This window comes from Variovorax sp. GW822-FHT04E09, assembly GCF_058800845.1.
Window position 1 is genome coordinate 256,923 of record NZ_JBXAMR010000001.1, and the last position, 17,287, is coordinate 274,209.

Here is a 17,287-nt window from a genome sequence, read left to right on the forward strand (position 1 = left end):
TAATTGAGATGACCATTGCAGACATTCGCAGTGCGACCGACGCGAAGATGAACCAGTCGCTCGCCGCCTTCCAGAACAACCTCACCAAGATCCGCACGGGCCGCGCCAACTCGGCACTGCTCGACTCGATCCATGTCGAGTACTACGGCTCGCAGGTGCCGCTGAGCCAGGTGGCGAACGTGTCGGTGCTCGACTCGCGCACGATCAGTGTCCAGCCCTGGGAAAAGGGCATGGGCGCCAAGATCGAGAAGGCCATCCGCGAAAGCGACCTGGGCCTGAACCCCGCGTCGATGGGCGACCTGATCCGCGTGCCGCTGCCCGCCATGAGCGAAGAGCGCCGCAAGGAAATGACCAAACTGGTCCGCAACGAAGGCGAAAGCGCCAAGATCGCCACGCGCAACCTGCGTCGTGACGCGAACGAGGCGGTCAAGAAGCTCGTGAAGGACAAGCTGGCCTCGGAAGATGACCAGAAGCGCGCCGAAGGCGACATCCAGAAGGTCACCGACAAGCACATCGCGGAAATCGACCGTCTGGTCGCCGCGAAAGAAGCGGAGATCATGGCCGTTTGAGGCTCCGCATGGCCTCCTCGCCGCAGACGACGCCCCCTCCGCACCACGTTGCCATCGTCATGGATGGCAATGGCCGGTGGGCCACCAAGCGCTTCCTGCCTCGCGTGGCGGGGCACAAGCAGGGCGTGGAGTCGCTGCGGCGCTGCGTCAAGGCCTGCGCCGACCGTGGCGTGGGCGTGCTCACCGTGTTCGCGTTCTCCTCGGAGAACTGGAACCGTCCTCCTGAAGAAGTCTCCGGCCTGATGCAGCTGATGGTCGGGGCGCTGGCGCGCGAAGTGCCGCGACTTAACGCCGACGGCGTGCGGCTGCATTTCGTGGGCGAACGCGCCGGCCTGTCCGACAAGATGGTGGCCGGCCTGGTGTCGGCCGAGCAGACCACGGCCCACAACTCGCGTCTGATTCTCAACATCTGCTTCAACTATGGCGGACGCTGGGACATCGCGCGTGCCGCGGCCAAGCTCGCCGAGCAGGGCCTGCCCATGACCGAGATGAACCTCGATCGCGCCATGGCGCTGGCCCACGTGCCCGACCCCGACCTGTTCATACGCACGGGTGGCGAGCAGCGGTTGTCGAATTTCCTGCTTTGGCAGAGTGCCTACGCCGAGCTGTTCTTCAGCGACAAGCTGTGGCCCGAGTTCGACGAGGCTGCGCTGGACGAGGCCATTGCCGCGTTCCAGGGTCGCGAGCGTCGCTTCGGCCAGACCTCGGCGCAGGTCTCGGCTTCCGCGGCCTGACAACGGCCCGACACCACCTTCCGCATGCTCAAACAACGCATCCTCACGGCGATCGTGCTGCTCGCGATCCTGCTGCCGGCGCTGTTCTACCGAAACCACATTCCCTTCGCCTGCGTGATGCTGGTGCTGATCGGCGCCGCCGCGTGGGAGTGGGGGCGCCTGAACGGCTATGGGCAGGGCATGTCGCTGTTCCTGGGTGCCGAGATGGTGGCGCTGTGCGGGCTGTCGTGGTGGCTGGGGCTGCTGGAGCAGCGCTTGTTCCTCATGTGGTCCCTGGCCAGCGCGGCCTGGGTGCTCGGCGGCGCGGCGCTGCTGCGCGTCGCAGTGCCCGGCTGGCCGCGCATTCCGCGCGGACTGCGGCTGGTGGGCGGCCTGCTGGCGCTGTGGGTCGCATGGCTCGCGGCGGTGCAGGCACGCATGGTCGGCATCAACTTCCTGCTGTCGATCCTGGTGCTGGTCTGGGTGGCGGACGTGTTCGCCTATTTCGCCGGCCGCGCCTTCGGCCTGAAGTTCACGCGCGCCAAGCTGGCGCCCGCCATCAGCCCCGGCAAGAGCTGGGAAGGTGTCTGGGGCGGCATGGCCGGCGTCATCGTGCTGGCGTTCGCCTGGGTCTGGGCCGACAAGAGCCTGGGCGCCACGGTGCCCAGCCTCTACACCCGCCTGCATGAGCGCGGCTGGTGGCTGCTGTTGATCGGGGCGGTGTTCCTGGCGGCGATGAGCGTCGTCGGCGACCTCGTCGAATCGTTGATCAAGCGCAGCGCCGGCGCCAAGGACAGCAGCCGGCTGCTGCCCGGCCACGGCGGCGTGCTCGACCGCGTGGATGCCCTCTTGCCGGCACTTCCCATTGCCATGATGCTGGCTTTCCTGTGAACACTCCCAAACAACGTGTCACGGTGCTTGGCTCGACCGGTTCGGTCGGTGTCAGCACGCTCGACGTCATTGCCCGCCACCCCGAACGCTTCGAGGTGTTTGCGCTCTCGGCGGCCACCAAGGTCGACGAGCTGCTGGCCCAATGCGCGCGCTTCTCGCCGCGCTTCGCCGTCATGGCCAGTGCGCCGCATGCCGCGCTGCTGGCCGAAAAGCTCAAGCAGAACAACCTGCCGACCCGCGTCCTGATGGGCGACGATGCTCTCGAAAAAATAGCGTCGGATGACGAAGTCGACGCCGTGATGGCCGCCATCGTCGGTGCTGCCGGCCTGGCGCCGTGCCTGGCCGCCGCGCGCGCCGGCAAGCGCCTGCTGCTGGCCAACAAGGAAGCCCTGGTCGTCGGCGGCGAACTGTTCATGCGCACGGTGCAGGAGGGCGGCGCCACGCTGCTGCCCATCGACAGCGAGCATTCGGCCATTTTCCAGTCGCTGCCCGAAGACCCGTCCACCTGGGCGCGGCGCATCGACAAGATCATCCTGACCGCCTCGGGCGGCCCGTTCCGCACGCGCGCACCTGAAACGCTGGGTGCCGTGACGCCCGAGCAGGCCTGTGCGCACCCGAACTGGGTCATGGGCCGCAAGATCTCGGTCGACTCGGCCACGATGATGAACAAGGCGCTCGAGGTGATCGAGGCGCGACACCTGTTCGGCGTGTCGCCGGAGCAGATCGAGGTCGTCATCCACCCGCAGAGCGTGGTCCATTCGATGGTGCAGTTCACCGACGCCTCGGTCATCGCCCAGCTCGGCACGCCCGACATGCGCGTGCCGATCGCGGTCGGGCTGGCCTGGCCGGAGCGCGTCGAGAGCGGGGCGGCACGGCTCGATTTTCGCCAGATGGGCTCGCTGACCTTCGATACGCCCGATCCTGCGCTGTTCCCCGGCCTCGGCCTGGCGTGGCAGGCCTTGCGCGCTGCTTCGGGCACCACGGCGGTGCTGAACGCGGCCAACGAGGTGGCGGTGGCCGCCTTTCTCGACCGGCGCCTGCGTTTCGATCGCATTCATGCGGTCAACCTGGAAACTTTAGAGGCGGTCATGCCCTCCAAGCCGGCATCGCTGGCCGACCTGCTGGCGCTCGACGCCAGCGCCCGCGAGGCGGCCAATGCCGCCGCGGCACGTTTCGCGGCCTGATTCCCTACTGCGCAGAGGACCCCGATGCTCACCGTCATAGCTTTTGTGGTCGCTCTCGGCGTCCTCATCGCGGTCCATGAATACGGCCACTACCGCGTGGCCGTGGCCTGCGGCGTCGAGGTGGAGCGCTTCTCGGTCGGCTTCGGCAAGGCCCTCCTGCGCTGGCAGCCCAAGCGGCAGCATCCGGGGCAGCAGACCGAGTTCGTGATTGGCGCCTTTCCGTTCGGCGGCTACGTCAAGATGCTCGACGAGCGCGAAGGCCCCGTGGCGCCCGAGGAGCGGCACCGCGCCTTCAACACCCAGCCACTGCGCTCGCGCGCAGCCATCGTGGCCGCCGGTCCGATCGCCAACCTGCTGCTGGCGGTCGTTCTGTACACGGCGGTCAACTGGATCGGCGTCGACGAGCCCGTGGCCAAGCTGGCCCGGCCCGTGGCGGCGTCGCTGGCCGAGGCGGCCGGCCTGCGCGGCGGCGAACACATCACCCAGGCCGGTTTCGATGGCGACCTGTCGCCGGTCCAGTCCTTCGAAGACCTGCGCTGGCGCATGACGCGCGGCGCGCTCGACGGCCGCGACCTCACGCTCGAAGTGGCGGGCGAGGGCGGTCGGCCCGGTCGCCAGCTGGTCCTGCCGCTGAGCCGCATGGAGGCCAAGGACGCCGATCCGCAGATGTTCCGCAAGATCGGCGTGGTCGCACCGCTGACCCGTCCTGAGATCGGCGAGGTCATGGCGGGCAGCGCGGCCGAGCGTTCGGGCCTGCGCAACGGCGACCTGGTCCTGACCATCGGCGACACCCCCATCCTCGACGGGCAGCAGCTGCGCGAAGTCATCCGGGCCTCGGTCGATGCCACCGGGCAGGCGCGCACGCAGATCTGGCAACTCCAGCGCGGCGGCCAGCCGCTCTCGCTCGAAGTCAAGCCGGAAGTGCGCGAAGAGGGCGCCACCAAGGTGGCTCGCATCGGCGCCTACGTTGGCGCGCCGCCCGAGATGGTCACGGTGCGCCAGGGCGTCATCGACGGCGTCTGGCGCGGCGTGGTGCGCACCTGGGAGGTGTCCGCGCTCACGGTTCGCATGATGGGCAAGATGCTGATCGGCGAGGCCTCGATCAAGAACCTGAGCGGTCCCTTAACAATTGCTGATTACGCCGGCAAGTCCGCCAGCCTCGGTCTGACGCAGTACCTGGTCTTTCTCGCGCTCATCAGCGTGAGCCTCGGGGTGCTCAACCTGATGCCGCTGCCGGTCCTCGATGGGGGGCACCTGATGTATTATCTTTGGGAGGGCCTGACCGGGAAAAGCGTCTCCGACGCCTGGATGGAACGGCTGCAGCGTGGCGGTGTCGCCTTGCTGCTGGTGATGATGTCGGTCGCACTCTTCAACGACGTCACGCGGCTCTTTGGTTAACTTTCTGCCGGCCCTTTCCGTGCCGGCTCAATTCACAGATGAACACAAACTTCAGTCGCTTTCGCCTGCGTAGCGTTGCCGCGGTGGTGGCCAGCACGCTGGCGGCCACGGCCGCTTGGGCCGTCGAGCCTTTCACGGTGCGCGATATCCGCGTCGAAGGCTTGCAACGCGTCGAGGCCGGCACGATCTTCGGGTCGCTGCCCCTGCGTGTGGGCGACACCTACAGCGACGAACGCGGCTCGGCCGCGATCCGTGCGCTGTTCGACCTGGGGTTGTTCAAGGACGTGCGCATCGACGTCAACGGCAACGTGTTGGTGGTGATCGTCGAAGAGCGGCCCACCATTGCCGACGTCGACTTCGTCGGCGCCAAGGAGTTCGACAAGGCGGCGCTGCAGAAGGCGCTGCGTGAAATCGGGCTGGCCGACGGCCGCCCGTACGACAAGGCGCTGGCCGACCGCGCCGAGCAGGAGCTCAAGCGCCAGTACGTGAGCCGCAGCTTGTACAACGCGAACGTCGTGACCACGGTCACGCCCATCGAACGCAACCGCGTGAACCTGACGTTCACCGTGACCGAAGGCGAATCCGCCCGCATCCGCGAAGTGCACGTGGTAGGCAACAAGGCCTTCAGCGAATCGACGCTGCTGAGCCTGTTCGACCAGGACAGCGGCGGCTTCATGAGCTGGTACACCAAGTCGAACCAGTACTCGCGCGCCAAGCTCAACGCCGACCTCGAGACACTGAAGAGCTACTACATCACCCGCGGCTACCTCGAGTTCCGCATCGATTCGACCCAGGTCGCCATTTCGCCGGACCGCAAGGACCTGAGCGTCACGGTGAACATCACCGAAGGCGAGAAGTTCGTGGTGGCGGGCATCAAGCTCGACGGCAACTACCTGGGCCGCGACGACGAGTTCAAGTCGCTCATCACGATCAAGCCCGGCGAGCCCTACAACGGCGAGCAGGTCACCGAGACCACCAAGGCCTTCAGCGACTACTTCGGCACCTTCGGCTACGCCTTCGCCCGCGTGCAGGCGCGTCCGGACATCGACCGCGTGAACAACCGCGTCACGCTCACGTTGCAGGCCGAGCCCTCGCGCCGTGTGTACGTGCGCCGCGTGTCGGTCGGCGGCAACAACAAGACGCGCGACGAAGTGATCCGCCGCGAGTTCCGCCAGTTCGAAGCCTCGTGGTACGACGGCGACAAGATCAAGGTCTCGCGCGACCGCGTGGACCGCCTGGGCTTCTTCACCGAAGTGAACGTCGAGACCCAGGAAGTGCCGGGCTCGCCCGACCAGGTCGACCTGACCGTGAACGTGGCCGAAAAGCCCACCGGCACGCTGCAGCTGGGCGCTGGCTACTCGAGCGCGGAAAAGGTTGCGTTGACCTTCGGCATCTCGCAGGAAAACGTGTTCGGCTCGGGCAACTTCCTGGGCGTGCAGGTCAACACCAGCAAGTACAACCGCACGCTGTCGTTGACCACCACCGACCCGTACTTCACGAAGGACGGCATCTCGCGCACGATCAGCGTCTACCACACGACGACGCGTCCGTACTCCACGAACGAAGACGGCGACTACAAGCTGGTGAACCAGGGCGCCTCGATCCGTTTCGGCGTGCCGTTCAGCGAACTCGACACCGTCTTCTTCGGCGTCGGCCTGGAGCGCTACGCGTTCGACCCGAACCGCTCGGCGCTCGCCGGCCTCACCACGCCGCAGTCGTACCTGAACTACTTCCATTGCGGCAAGGACGCGACCGGCTGGTTCGTCACCAGCTGCGACCAGAAGAGTGTCTGGGGCATCCCGCTGACCGTGGGCTGGGGCCGCGACAGCCGCGACAGCGCGCTGGTCCCGACCACCGGTCGTCTGCAGCGCGCCAACCTCGAGTTGGGCGTGGGCGGCGACATGAAGTACCTGAAGACCAGCTACCAGTACCAGCAGTTCTTCGCGATCAACAAGCAGTACACCTTCGCCATCAACGGTGAAGTGGGTTATGCCAAGGCCTTCGGTGGCAAGGTCTACCCGATCTTCAAGAACTTCTACGCCGGTGGCCTGGGTTCGATCCGCGGTTTCGAGCAGAACTCGCTGGGCCCGCGCGACCAGCCGCTGCTCGGCCAGACCGAAGGCGCGGCACTGGGCGGTACCAAGAAGGCCATCTTCAACGCCGAGCTGAGCACGCCGTTCCCCGGCGCCGGCAACGACCGCACGCTGCGCCTGTACGGCTTCTTCGACGTCGGTAACGTGTTCGGTTCCCGCGCACCCAACGTGACGGACGAACAGTGGAAGGCCCAGAAGAAGCTGCGCGCCTCGGTCGGCCTGGGCATCAGCTGGATCTCGCCGCTGGGCCCGCTGCGCCTGGCCTATGCCTTCCCCGTCAAGTCCCAGAAGGAAGTGACGGATCCGAGCACCGGGTTCGTCGTGATCCCGAAGGATAGAATTCAGCGCCTCCAATTCCAGATCGGAACGTCTTTCTAAATGAAGCATTTGATTCGCGCCGCCGCCGGCGCGTTCCTGATTCCCGCTTTTGCCCTCATGGCTGCGCCCGCGCAGGCCCAGGAAAGCTTTCGCATCGGTTTCGTGAACCCCGACCGTGTGCTGCGCGAAGCGCAGCCGGCCAAGACCGCGCAAGCCAAGCTCGAGGCTGAATTCCTCAAGCGCGAAAAGGACCTGACCGTGCAGGGCGATGCACTGAAAACGGCCTCGGAGAAGTTCGAGCGCGAGGCACCGACCCTGTCGGAAAGCCAGCGCGTCTCGCGCCAGCGTTCGCTGGTCGACCAGGACCGCGACTTCCAGCGCAAGCGCCGCGAGTTCCAGGAAGACCTGAACGCGCGCAAGAACGAAGAGCTCCAGCAGGTCTACGAGCGCGCCAACCGCGTGGTCAAGCAGGTCGCCGAAGCTGAAAAGTACGACGCCATCCTCCAGGAAGCGATCTACATCAACCCGAAGCACGACATCACCGACAAGGTGATCAAGGCGCTCAACGCGTCGGTCGGCTCCTCTGCGCCTGCGGCCGGCAAGTAACGCCGCGAACCGGCGTGTCGCTGCAGCTCGGAGCCATCGTTGACGCCCTCGGGGGCGAGCTTCATGGAGATGCCACGCTGTCCATCGAGCGGCTCGCGCCGCTGCAGAATGCGCAGCCCGATGCGCTCAGCTTCCTGAGCCATCCCAAATACCAGCAGGAACTGGCCGCCTCCAAGGCGGCCTGTGTCATCGTGTCGCCCGCCATGCGCGAGGCTGCCGCGGCGCGTGGCGCCTACATCGTCACGCCCGACCCGTACTACTACTTTGCGCGCCTGACGCAGCTGTGGAAAGCGCACCATGCGCGCCCGGAAGCCGATCGCATCCATCCCTCCGCCGTGATCCATCCCGAAGCCCATGTCGACGCCACCGCGCGCATCGGCGCGCTGTGCGTGGTGGAGCGGGGCGCGCGCATCGGCGCGGGCACCGTGCTGAAGTCGCGCGTCACGGTCAGCGAAGACTGCACCATCGGCGAGCGCTGCCTGCTGCATCCCGGCGTGGTGATCGGGGCCGACGGCTTCGGCCTCGCGCCGCACCAAGGCGCCTGGGTCAAGATCGAGCAGCTGGGCGCGGTGCGCATCGGCAACGACGTCGAGATCGGTGCCAACACCTGCATCGACCGCGGCGCGCTCGACGACACCGTCATCGAAGACGGCGTGAAGCTCGACAACCTGATCCAAATCGGCCACAACGTGCGCGTCGGCAAGCACACTGCCATGGCGGGCTGCGTCGGCGTGGCCGGCAGCGCCACCATCGGTGCCCACTGCACCTTCGGCGGCGGTGCCATCGTGCTGGGCCACCTCACGGTGGCCGACGGCGTGCATGTGTCGGCGGCGACCGTGGTGACACGCTCCATCCGCAAGGCCGGCCAGTACACCGGCATGTTTCCGATCGATGACAATGCGAACTGGGAAAAGAATGCGGCAACACTCAAGCAGTTGCATAGCCTGCGCGAACGACTGAAGGCGCTGGAAAAAGCCCCCTCGAAACAATGACGACGATGCAGGAACAGAACACCATGACGGACACGACGCTCGATATCCACCAAATTCTCAAGTTGCTGCCGCATCGCTACCCGTTTCTCCTTGTGGACCGGGTGTTGAGCATGGAGAAGGGCAAGCGCATCACGGCCCTCAAGAACGTGACGATGAACGAGCCCTTCTTCAACGGCCACTTTCCGCACCGTCCGGTGATGCCGGGCGTGCTGATGCTCGAAGCCATGGCGCAGGCCGCGGCGCTGCTGTCGTTCCGTTCGCTGGACATCGTGCCCGACGACAACACCGTCTACTACTTTGCGGCCATCGACGGCGCGCGCTTCAAGCGCCCCGTGGAGCCGGGCGACCAGCTCACGCTGGAAGTCGAGATCGAGCGCATGAAGGCCGGCATCTCGAAGTTCAAGGGCCGTGCGCTCGTGGGCAGCGAACTGGCGTGCGAAGCCTCGCTGATGTGCGCCATGCGCCAGATCAACAGCTGATCCGGCTCATCGTCTCTTGCAAGGCATGACCCAGGTTCATTCGACCGCGATCGTCGACCCGAAGGCCCAACTCGACGCCTCGGTGTCGGTCGGTCCCTACACCGTGATCGGCCCGCACGTGCGGATAGGCGCGGGCACCACCATCGGCGCGCATTGCGTGATCGAAGGGCGCACGACCATCGGGCGCGACAACAGGATCTTCCAGTTCTCGTCGCTCGGCGCAATCCCGCAAGACAAGAAATACGCGGGCGAGCCGACCGAGCTGACCATCGGCGACCGCAACGTGATCCGCGAGTTCTGCACCTTCAACCTCGGCGTGCCCGGGGCAGGGGGCATCACGCGTGTCGGCAACGACAACTGGATCATGGCGTACACGCACATCGCGCACGACTGCCAGGTCGACAACCACACCACGTTGTCCAACAACACCACGCTGGCAGGGCATGTGCATCTGGCCGACTGGGTCACGATCGGCGGCCTGACGGGCATCCATCAGTTCGTCTCGGTCGGCGCGCACGCCATGGTCGGCTTCGCGAGCGCGATCTCGCAGGACGTGCCACCCTTCATGCTGGTCGACGGCAATCCGCTGGCGGTTCGCGGGTTCAACATCGTGGGCCTGCGCCGGCGCGATTTCTCGGCGCAGCGGCTCGCGGCGGTCAAGCAGATGCACCGCCTGCTGTACCGCCAGGGCAAGACGCTCGAAGAGGCGCGCGCCGCCATCGCCGAGCTCGCGGCGGAAATGCCCGAGGCCGCCGGCGATGTCGCGCTGATGGAGGCCTTCCTCGCTCATTCAACGCGCGGCATCGCGCGCTGACATGGGCGCGATGAGCACGAACGAACAGCGCCGCTTCGCGCTGGTCGCGGGCGAAGCGTCCGGCGACCTGCTCGCGGGTTTGCTGCTCGACGGCCTCGAAGCCCGCTGGCCGGCCTTGCGGACCGTCGGCATCGGCGGTCCGCGCATGCTGGCCCACGGCTTCCAGAGCTGGTGGCCGCAGGAAAAGCTGGCGGTGCGCGGCTACATCGAGGTGCTTCGGCACTACGCCGAGATCGCCGGCATCCGCCGCCAGCTCAAGGCCCGACTGCTGCGTGAGCGCCCCGAGCTGTTCATCGGTGTCGATGCGCCCGATTTCAATCTCGACCTCGAAGCCGGCCTGCGCAGCGAGGGCATCAAGACGGTTCATTTTGTCTGTCCCTCGATCTGGGCCTGGCGCGCCGACCGCATCGACAAGATCCGCGCCGCCGCCGACCACGTGCTGTGCATCTTCCCGTTCGAGCCCGAATTGCTCGAAAAGCAGGGCGTGGCCGCGAGCTATGTGGGCCATCCGATTGCCAACGTGATCCCGATGACGCCCGATCGCGCCGCCGCCCGCGCCGCACTCGGGCTGGACCCCGAGGCGCAGGTTGTTGCGCTGCTGCCCGGCAGCCGGCGTTCGGAAATACGTTACTTGGCGGCCCGCTTCTTCGCGGCCGCGGCGCTGATGCAGAAGGCCAAGCCGAAGCTACAGTTCATCGCGCCGATCCTGCCGGGGTTGCGCGCCGAGGTCGAAAGCCTGCTGCAGGCCGCCGGCATGGCAGGGCGGGTGAAGCTGCTCGACGGCCAGTCCCATGCCGCGCTCGCCGCCTGCGACGTCACGCTGATCGCCAGCGGCACGGCCACGCTCGAGGCGGCGCTGTTCAAGCGCCCGATGGTCATCGCCTACAACATGAACGGGCTCTCGTGGCGCCTCATGCAGCGCAAGCAGCTGCAGCCCTGGGTCGGGCTGCCGAACATCCTGTGCCGCGAGTTTGTGGTGCCCGAGCTGCTGCAGGAAGCCGCCTCGCCCGAGGCCCTGGCCAACGCCACGCTCGAGTGGCTCGACGCGCCCGCGAAGACGCAGGCGCTGCAACAAAGATTTTCAGCGCTGCATGTGCAATTGCAGCGCGACACGCCCACACTGTGCGCCGATGCGATCCAGAAAGTTCTTGAAGGCTGAGCAGGCCCCGCTGGTGTGGGACGCGCCCGGCCTGATGGCGGGCGTCGATGAAGCAGGGCGCGGGCCGCTGGCCGGTCCCGTGGTGGCCGCGGCCGTGATCCTGGACGACCTGCGCCCGATCCGTGGCCTGGCCGACTCCAAGACGCTCACGGCCCTGCAGCGCGAACGCCTGCACGACCAGATCCTGGCCAAGGCGCTGTGCTGCTCGATCGCCCAGGCCTCGGTCGAGGAGATCGACAGCCTCAACATCCTGCAGGCCACGATGCTCGCGATGCGTCGCGCGGTCGAGGGCCTGCGGCTCAAGCCCGTCAAGGTGCTGGTGGACGGAAATCGGCTGCCCCGACTCGACGTGCTGGCCGAGGCCATCGTGAAGGGCGACGCGCGGGTCAAGGCGATCTCGGCCGCGTCCATCCTGGCCAAGGTGCACCGCGACCGGCTCTGCACGCAACTGCACGACGAATTTCCACACTACGGCTTCGCCGGCCACAAGGGCTACGGCACGCGCGAGCACCTCGAGGCGCTCCAGCGCCACGGCGCCTGCGTGCATCACCGTCGGTCGTTCAGCCCGGTGGCGGCGGCGCTGGCGCGCACGGCTGCTGCAACTTCAGCCGTCAACGTCATGGCCGGCGAGGTTTCGGTCGCCCACGTGATCGGCGCCGCCGAAAACCACAGCGCACGCCTCGATCCGCGTGCCGTCCCCTGAGCCCGCCATGACCACCGACACCGGCCCGAGCCACATCAGCTCGCGCGACAACCCCTTGCTCAAGGACCTGCGCAAGCTCGCGCAAGACCCGGGTGCCTATCGCAAGCTCGGCCGGCTCTGGCTCGAGGGCGACCACCTGTGTCGCGCAGCGCTGGCCCGCGGCGTCCGACCGGCGGTGGCGGTGTTTTCGGAGGCGTTCTGGCCCTCGGCGCCCGCCGAATGGGTGCAGAGTGCTATCAAAACGGTAGTGGTTGCCGACGACCTGCTGCGCGCAGTCAGCGGCCTGGAGTCGCCCGCGCCGATGGGCTTCGTGCTCGACCTGCCGCCGCGACCCGAAATCCTCCCCGACGCCCCGAGCGTGGTGCTCGACCGCCTGCAGGACGCCGGCAATGCCGGCTCCATCCTGCGCAGCGCGGCGGCTTTCGGCTTCACCCAGGTGATCGCGCTCAAGGGCACGGCCGCGCTGTGGGCGCCGAAGGTGCTGCGCGCCGGCATGGGGGCCCACTTCGGCCTGCGGCTGGTCGAAGGCGTGGACATCGACGCGCTCGATGCGCTGCAGGTGCCGCTGGTGGCCACCAGCTCGCACCGGGGCGAATGGCTGCACAAGGCCGATCTGCCGCACCCTTGCGCCTGGCTGATGGGCCACGAAGGGCAGGGCGTTTCGGCCGCGCTGGAGGCTCGGGCCGCCCACCACATCCGCATCGCGCAGCCGGGCGGCGAAGAGTCGCTCAACGTGGCGGCGGCGGCCGCCATCTGCCTGCACGCAAGCGGAGCAGCCCTGCAGGCCAAATAACACACCCAGTCCGGGCTACAATCGGGGGCTTACTCGCAAATCAGCGTCGCCCGGCCGCCTTCAACGCCAAAATCCCCTTAAGCAGCAGTCCGCAGGCAACGCGCCTGGGGCTCCGGGCGACCGTAACCATCCGGAGAACCCAGTGCTTTTGTCTCTCAAGGGAAGTTTCCCGCCCGCCATCCTGGCGCTCGCAGACGGCACGGTCTTTCTCGGCAACTCGATCGGAGCCGCCGGCTCCACGACCGGTGAAGTGGTGTTCAACACCGCGATGACCGGTTACCAGGAAATCCTCACCGACCCCAGCTACTGCCAGCAGATCGTCACCCTGACGTATCCGCACATCGGCAACTATGGTGTCAACGGCGAGGACATCGAAGCCGACAAGATCCATGCCGCGGGCCTGATCATCAAGGACCTGCCCCTCGTCGCGTCCAACTTCCGCAAGACCGCCACGCTGACCGAGTACCTCGTGTCCGGCAACACGGTGGCCATTGCGAACATCGACACCCGCAAGCTCACACGCCACCTGCGCACTCACGGCGCGCAGAACGGCTGCATCCTGGGCCTGGCCGCGGGCGAGACCGTGACGCAGGCGCTGATCGACAAGGCCATCGCCGCCGCCAAGGCCGCGCCCAGCATGGCTGGCCTCGACCTGGCCAAGGTGGTGTCGGTCAAGCAGACCTACGAATGGACCGAGACCGAGTGGAAGCTCGGCGCGGGCTACGGCGTGCAGATCACGCCGCAGTTCCACGTGGTCGCGTTCGACTACGGCGTCAAGAAGAACATCCTGCGCATGATCGCGCAGCGCGGCGCGCGCATCACCGTGGTGCCGGCGCAGACGCCCGCGGCCGACGTGCTCAAGCTCAAGCCCGATGGCATCTTCCTGGCCAACGGCCCCGGCGACCCGGAGCCTTGCGACTACGCCATCAGCGCCGTCAAGGAACTGATCGAAACCGGCATTCCCATCTTCGGCATCTGCCTGGGCCACCAGATCATGGCGCTCGCCTCGGGCGCCAAGACCTTCAAGATGAAGTTCGGCCACCACGGCGCGAACCATCCGGTGAAGGACCTGGACAACGGCCGCGTGAGCATCACCAGCCAGAACCACGGCTTCGCGGTCGACGAGAAGTCGCTGCCGGCCAATCTGCGTCCCACCCACATCAGCCTGTTCGACAACACGCTGCAGGGCCTGGCGCGCACCGACAAGCCCGCGTTCTGCTTCCAGGGCCACCCGGAAGCCTCGCCGGGCCCGCACGACATCGGCTACCTGTTCGATCGCTTCACGGCACTCATGGAAAAGCACAAGACGGAGCACAAGAATGCCTAAGCGCACCGACCTCAAATCGATCCTCATCATCGGCGCCGGCCCGATCATCATCGGCCAGGCCTGCGAGTTCGACTACTCCGGCGTGCAAGCCTGCAAGGCGCTGCGCGAAGAGGGCTACAAGGTCATCCTGATCAACAGCAATCCCGCGACGATCATGACCGACCCGGCCACGGCCGACGTCACCTACATCGAGCCCATCACCTGGCAGACGGTTGAAAAGATCATCGCCAAGGAACGCCCCGACGCGATCCTGCCGACCATGGGCGGCCAGACCGCGCTGAACTGCGCGCTCGACCTGTGGCGCAACGGCGTGCTCGACAAGTACACCGGCACGGCCACCAACCGCCCGATCGAGCTGATCGGCGCCACGCCCGAAGCCATCGACAAGGCCGAGGACCGCCTGAAGTTCAAGGACGCGATGACCAAGATCGGCCTGGGCTCGGCGCGTTCGGGCATCGCCCACACGCTCGACGAGGCGTGGGCCGTGCAGAAGACGGTCGGCTTCCCGGTCGTCATCCGCCCCAGCTTCACGCTGGGCGGCACCGGCGGCGGCATCGCCTACAACCCGGAAGAGTTCGAGACCATCTGCAAGCGCGGCATCGAAGCCTCGCCGACCAACGAGCTGCTGATCGAAGAGTCGCTGCTCGGCTGGAAAGAGTACGAGATGGAAGTCGTGCGCGACAAGGCCGACAACTGCATCATCGTCTGCTCGATCGAAAACCTCGACCCGATGGGCGTGCACACCGGCGACTCGATCACCGTGGCACCCGCGCAGACGCTGTCCGACAAGGAATACCAGATCCTGCGCAACGCCTCGCTGGCCGTGCTGCGCGAGATCGGCGTGGACACCGGCGGCTCGAACGTGCAGTTCTCCATCAACCCGAAGGACGGCCGCATGGTCGTCATCGAGATGAACCCGCGCGTGTCGCGCTCCTCGGCGCTGGCCTCCAAGGCCACGGGCTTCCCGATCGCCAAGGTCGCGGCCAAGCTGGCCGTGGGCTACACGCTCGACGAGCTGCGCAACGAAATCACCGGCGGTGCCACGCCTGCGTCATTCGAACCGTCGATCGACTACGTGGTCACCAAGATCCCGCGTTTCGCTTTCGAAAAATTCCCGCAGGCCGACTCGCGTCTCACGACGCAGATGAAGTCGGTGGGCGAGGTGATGGCCATGGGCCGCACCTTCCAGGAATCGTTCCAGAAGGCCCTGCGCGGCCTCGAAGTGGGCGTCGATGGCCTGAACGAGAAGACGCAGGACCGCGAAGTGCTCGAAAAGGAATTGGGCGAGCCCGGTCCCGAGCGCATCTGGTACGTGGGCGATGCCTTCGCCATGGGCCTGAGCGTGGATGAAGTGTTCGCGCTGACCAAGATCGACCCGTGGTTCCTGGTGCAGATCGAAGAGATCGTGAAGATCGAACTCGAACTGGAAACCAAGTCGCTCGACGACATCGACAAGGACACGCTGCTGGCGCTCAAGAAGAAGGGCTTCTCCGACCGTCGCCTGGCCAAGCAGCTCAAGACCACCGACACGGCCATCCGCGAGAAGCGCCGCGCCCTGGGCGTGCGCCCGGTCTACAAGCGCGTGGACACCTGCGCAGCCGAGTTCGCGACCAACACCGCCTACATGTACTCGACCTACGAGGACGAGTGCGAGGCCGACCCGACCGACAAGAAGAAGATCATGGTGCTCGGCGGCGGTCCCAACCGCATCGGCCAGGGCATCGAGTTCGACTACTGCTGCGTGCATGCCGCGCTCGCCATGCGCGAAGACGGCTACGAGACCATCATGGTCAACTGCAACCCCGAGACCGTGTCGACCGACTACGACACCTCGGACCGCCTGTACTTCGAGCCGCTGACGCTCGAAGACGTGCTCGAGATCGTCGACAAGGAAAAGCCGCTCGGCGTGATCGTGCAGTACGGCGGCCAGACGCCGTTGAAGCTCGCGCTCGACCTCGAAGCCAACGGCGTGCCGATCATCGGCACCTCGCCCGACATGATCGACGCGGCCGAAGACCGTGAGCGCTTCCAGAAGCTGCTGCACGAGCTGGGCCTGCGCCAGCCGCCGAACGCCACCGCGCGCACCGAACCCGAAGCGCTCGAAAAGGCTGCGGCCCTGGGCTACCCGCTGGTGGTGCGCCCGAGCTACGTGCTCGGCGGCCGCGCGATGGAAATCGTGCACGAGCAGCGCGACCTCGAGCGCTACATGCGCGAGGCCGTGAAGGTCAGCAATGACTCGCCGGTGCTGCTCGACCGCTTCCTGAACGACGCTGTCGAATGCGACGTCGACTGCATCCGCGACGCCGAAGGCGGCACGTTGATCGGCGGCGTGATGGAACACATCGAACAGGCCGGCGTGCACTCGGGCGACTCCGCCTGCTCGCTGCCGCCCTACAGCCTGAACGCCGACACGGTGGCCGAGCTGAAGCGCCAGAGCGCTGCCATGGCCAAGGCGCTGAACGTGGTCGGCCTGATGAACGTGCAGTTCGCCATCCAGCAGAAGGACGGCAAGGACGTCATCTACGTGCTCGAAGTGAACCCGCGTGCCTCGCGCACCGTGCCTTACGTGAGCAAGGCCACGGGCATCCAGCTGGCCAAGGTGGCGGCACGCTGCATGGCCGGCCAGTCGCTCGCGTCGCAGGGCGTGACCAAGGAAGTGACGCCGCCGTACTTCAGCGTGAAGGAGGCCGTGTTCCCGTTCGTCAAGTTCCCGGGCGTTGACACCATCCTCGGCCCCGAGATGAAGTCGACCGGCGAAGTCATGGGCGTGGGCAAGACCTTCGGCGAAGCCTTCGTGAAGTCGCAGCTGGGCGCGGGTACGCTGTTGCCCAAGTCGGGCAAGGCCTTCATCTCGGTGAAGAACAACGACAAGGCGCGCGCCGTCGAAGTGGCGCGCGGCCTGGCCAAGCTGGGCTTCGAACTGGTCGCCACCAAGGGCACCGCCGCGGCCATCAGCGCCGCCGGCATCGCCTGCGAGACGGTCAACAAGGTGACCGAAGGCCGCCCGCACATCGTGGACATGATCAAGAACAACGAGATTGCCTTGGTCATCAACACGGTGGAAGAGCGCCGCAACGCGATCACCGACTCGCGCCAGATCCGCACCTCGGCACTGCTGGCGCGCGTGACCACCTTCACCACGATCTTCGGCGCCGAAGCCGCGGTCGAAGGCATGGGCTTCATGGACGAGCTGGGCGTGATCTCGGTGCAGGAGATGCACGCGCAGCTGGCCGCCGCCTGACCGGGCA

The 17,287-nt window shown here is 66.6% G+C and carries 15 protein-coding genes; all 15 read left to right on the forward strand.

Features of this window, described 5'->3' with window-relative positions:
- The first annotated feature begins 8 nt into the window (after positions 1-8).
- The 15 genes from frr (at position 9) to carB (ending at position 17,280) form a co-directional block, all read left to right on the forward strand.
- Complete coding sequence (gene frr, locus AC1RL8_RS01240; protein WP_062471609.1) at positions 9-569, forward strand: ribosome recycling factor; 561 nt, start codon at positions 9-11, stop codon at positions 567-569.
- Positions 570-577: 8 nt separating this feature from the next.
- Entirely contained in the window at positions 578-1,303 is a 726-nt protein-coding gene (uppS, locus tag AC1RL8_RS01245; protein ID WP_159271921.1) for a polyprenyl diphosphate synthase, read from the forward strand.
- A gap of 24 nt (positions 1,304-1,327) precedes the next feature.
- On the forward strand, positions 1,328-2,173 hold the full coding sequence (locus AC1RL8_RS01250; RefSeq protein ID WP_070060528.1) for a phosphatidate cytidylyltransferase: 846 nt from the start codon (positions 1,328-1,330) through the stop codon (positions 2,171-2,173).
- Complete coding sequence (gene ispC / locus AC1RL8_RS01255; RefSeq protein WP_492685578.1) at positions 2,170-3,357, forward strand: 1-deoxy-D-xylulose-5-phosphate reductoisomerase; 1,188 nt, start codon at positions 2,170-2,172, stop codon at positions 3,355-3,357. Before AC1RL8_RS01250 ends, ispC begins: the two co-directional genes overlap by 4 nt.
- Before the next feature lie 24 nt (positions 3,358-3,381).
- Entirely contained in the window at positions 3,382-4,755 is a 1,374-nt protein-coding gene (gene rseP, locus AC1RL8_RS01260) for an RIP metalloprotease RseP (RefSeq protein WP_492685579.1), read from the forward strand.
- Positions 4,756-4,793: 38 nt separating this feature from the next.
- Complete coding sequence (gene bamA / locus AC1RL8_RS01265; protein ID WP_062471595.1) at positions 4,794-7,226, forward strand: outer membrane protein assembly factor BamA; 2,433 nt, start codon at positions 4,794-4,796, stop codon at positions 7,224-7,226.
- On the forward strand, positions 7,227-7,772 hold the full coding sequence (locus tag AC1RL8_RS01270) for an OmpH/Skp family outer membrane protein (protein ID WP_070060531.1): 546 nt from the start codon (positions 7,227-7,229) through the stop codon (positions 7,770-7,772).
- 14 nt (positions 7,773-7,786) lie between these two features.
- Positions 7,787-8,764 carry a UDP-3-O-(3-hydroxymyristoyl)glucosamine N-acyltransferase gene (lpxD, locus tag AC1RL8_RS01275; RefSeq protein WP_095947726.1) on the forward strand — a complete coding sequence of 326 codons (978 nt, stop codon included), beginning with the start codon at positions 7,787-7,789 and terminating at the stop codon, positions 8,762-8,764.
- A gap of 23 nt (positions 8,765-8,787) precedes the next feature.
- Complete coding sequence (fabZ, locus tag AC1RL8_RS01280) at positions 8,788-9,243, forward strand: 3-hydroxyacyl-ACP dehydratase FabZ (protein WP_056582588.1); 456 nt, start codon at positions 8,788-8,790, stop codon at positions 9,241-9,243.
- 25 nt (positions 9,244-9,268) lie between these two features.
- On the forward strand, positions 9,269-10,057 hold the full coding sequence (lpxA, locus tag AC1RL8_RS01285) for an acyl-ACP--UDP-N-acetylglucosamine O-acyltransferase (RefSeq protein WP_492685580.1): 789 nt from the start codon (positions 9,269-9,271) through the stop codon (positions 10,055-10,057).
- A gap of 10 nt (positions 10,058-10,067) precedes the next feature.
- Entirely contained in the window at positions 10,068-11,216 is a 1,149-nt protein-coding gene (gene lpxB, locus AC1RL8_RS01290; RefSeq protein WP_492685581.1) for a lipid-A-disaccharide synthase, read from the forward strand.
- Positions 11,188-11,919 (forward strand): ribonuclease HII, encoded by a 732-nt coding sequence (rnhB, locus tag AC1RL8_RS01295; protein WP_492685582.1) that lies wholly within the window; start codon positions 11,188-11,190, stop codon positions 11,917-11,919. The genes lpxB and rnhB overlap by 29 nt, the downstream gene beginning before the upstream one ends.
- Positions 11,920-11,926: 7 nt before the next feature.
- The gene (locus AC1RL8_RS01300) at positions 11,927-12,712 is read left to right on the forward strand and encodes a TrmH family RNA methyltransferase (RefSeq protein WP_492685583.1); all 786 of its coding nucleotides are present in this window, start codon (positions 11,927-11,929) and stop codon (positions 12,710-12,712) included.
- Positions 12,713-12,854: 142 nt separating this feature from the next.
- Complete coding sequence (carA, locus tag AC1RL8_RS01305) at positions 12,855-14,039, forward strand: glutamine-hydrolyzing carbamoyl-phosphate synthase small subunit (protein WP_492685584.1); 1,185 nt, start codon at positions 12,855-12,857, stop codon at positions 14,037-14,039.
- Positions 14,032-17,280 carry a carbamoyl-phosphate synthase large subunit gene (carB, locus tag AC1RL8_RS01310; RefSeq protein ID WP_095745193.1) on the forward strand — a complete coding sequence of 1,083 codons (3,249 nt, stop codon included), beginning with the start codon at positions 14,032-14,034 and terminating at the stop codon, positions 17,278-17,280. Before carA ends, carB begins: the two co-directional genes overlap by 8 nt.
- The last annotated feature ends 7 nt before the right edge of the window (positions 17,281-17,287 follow it).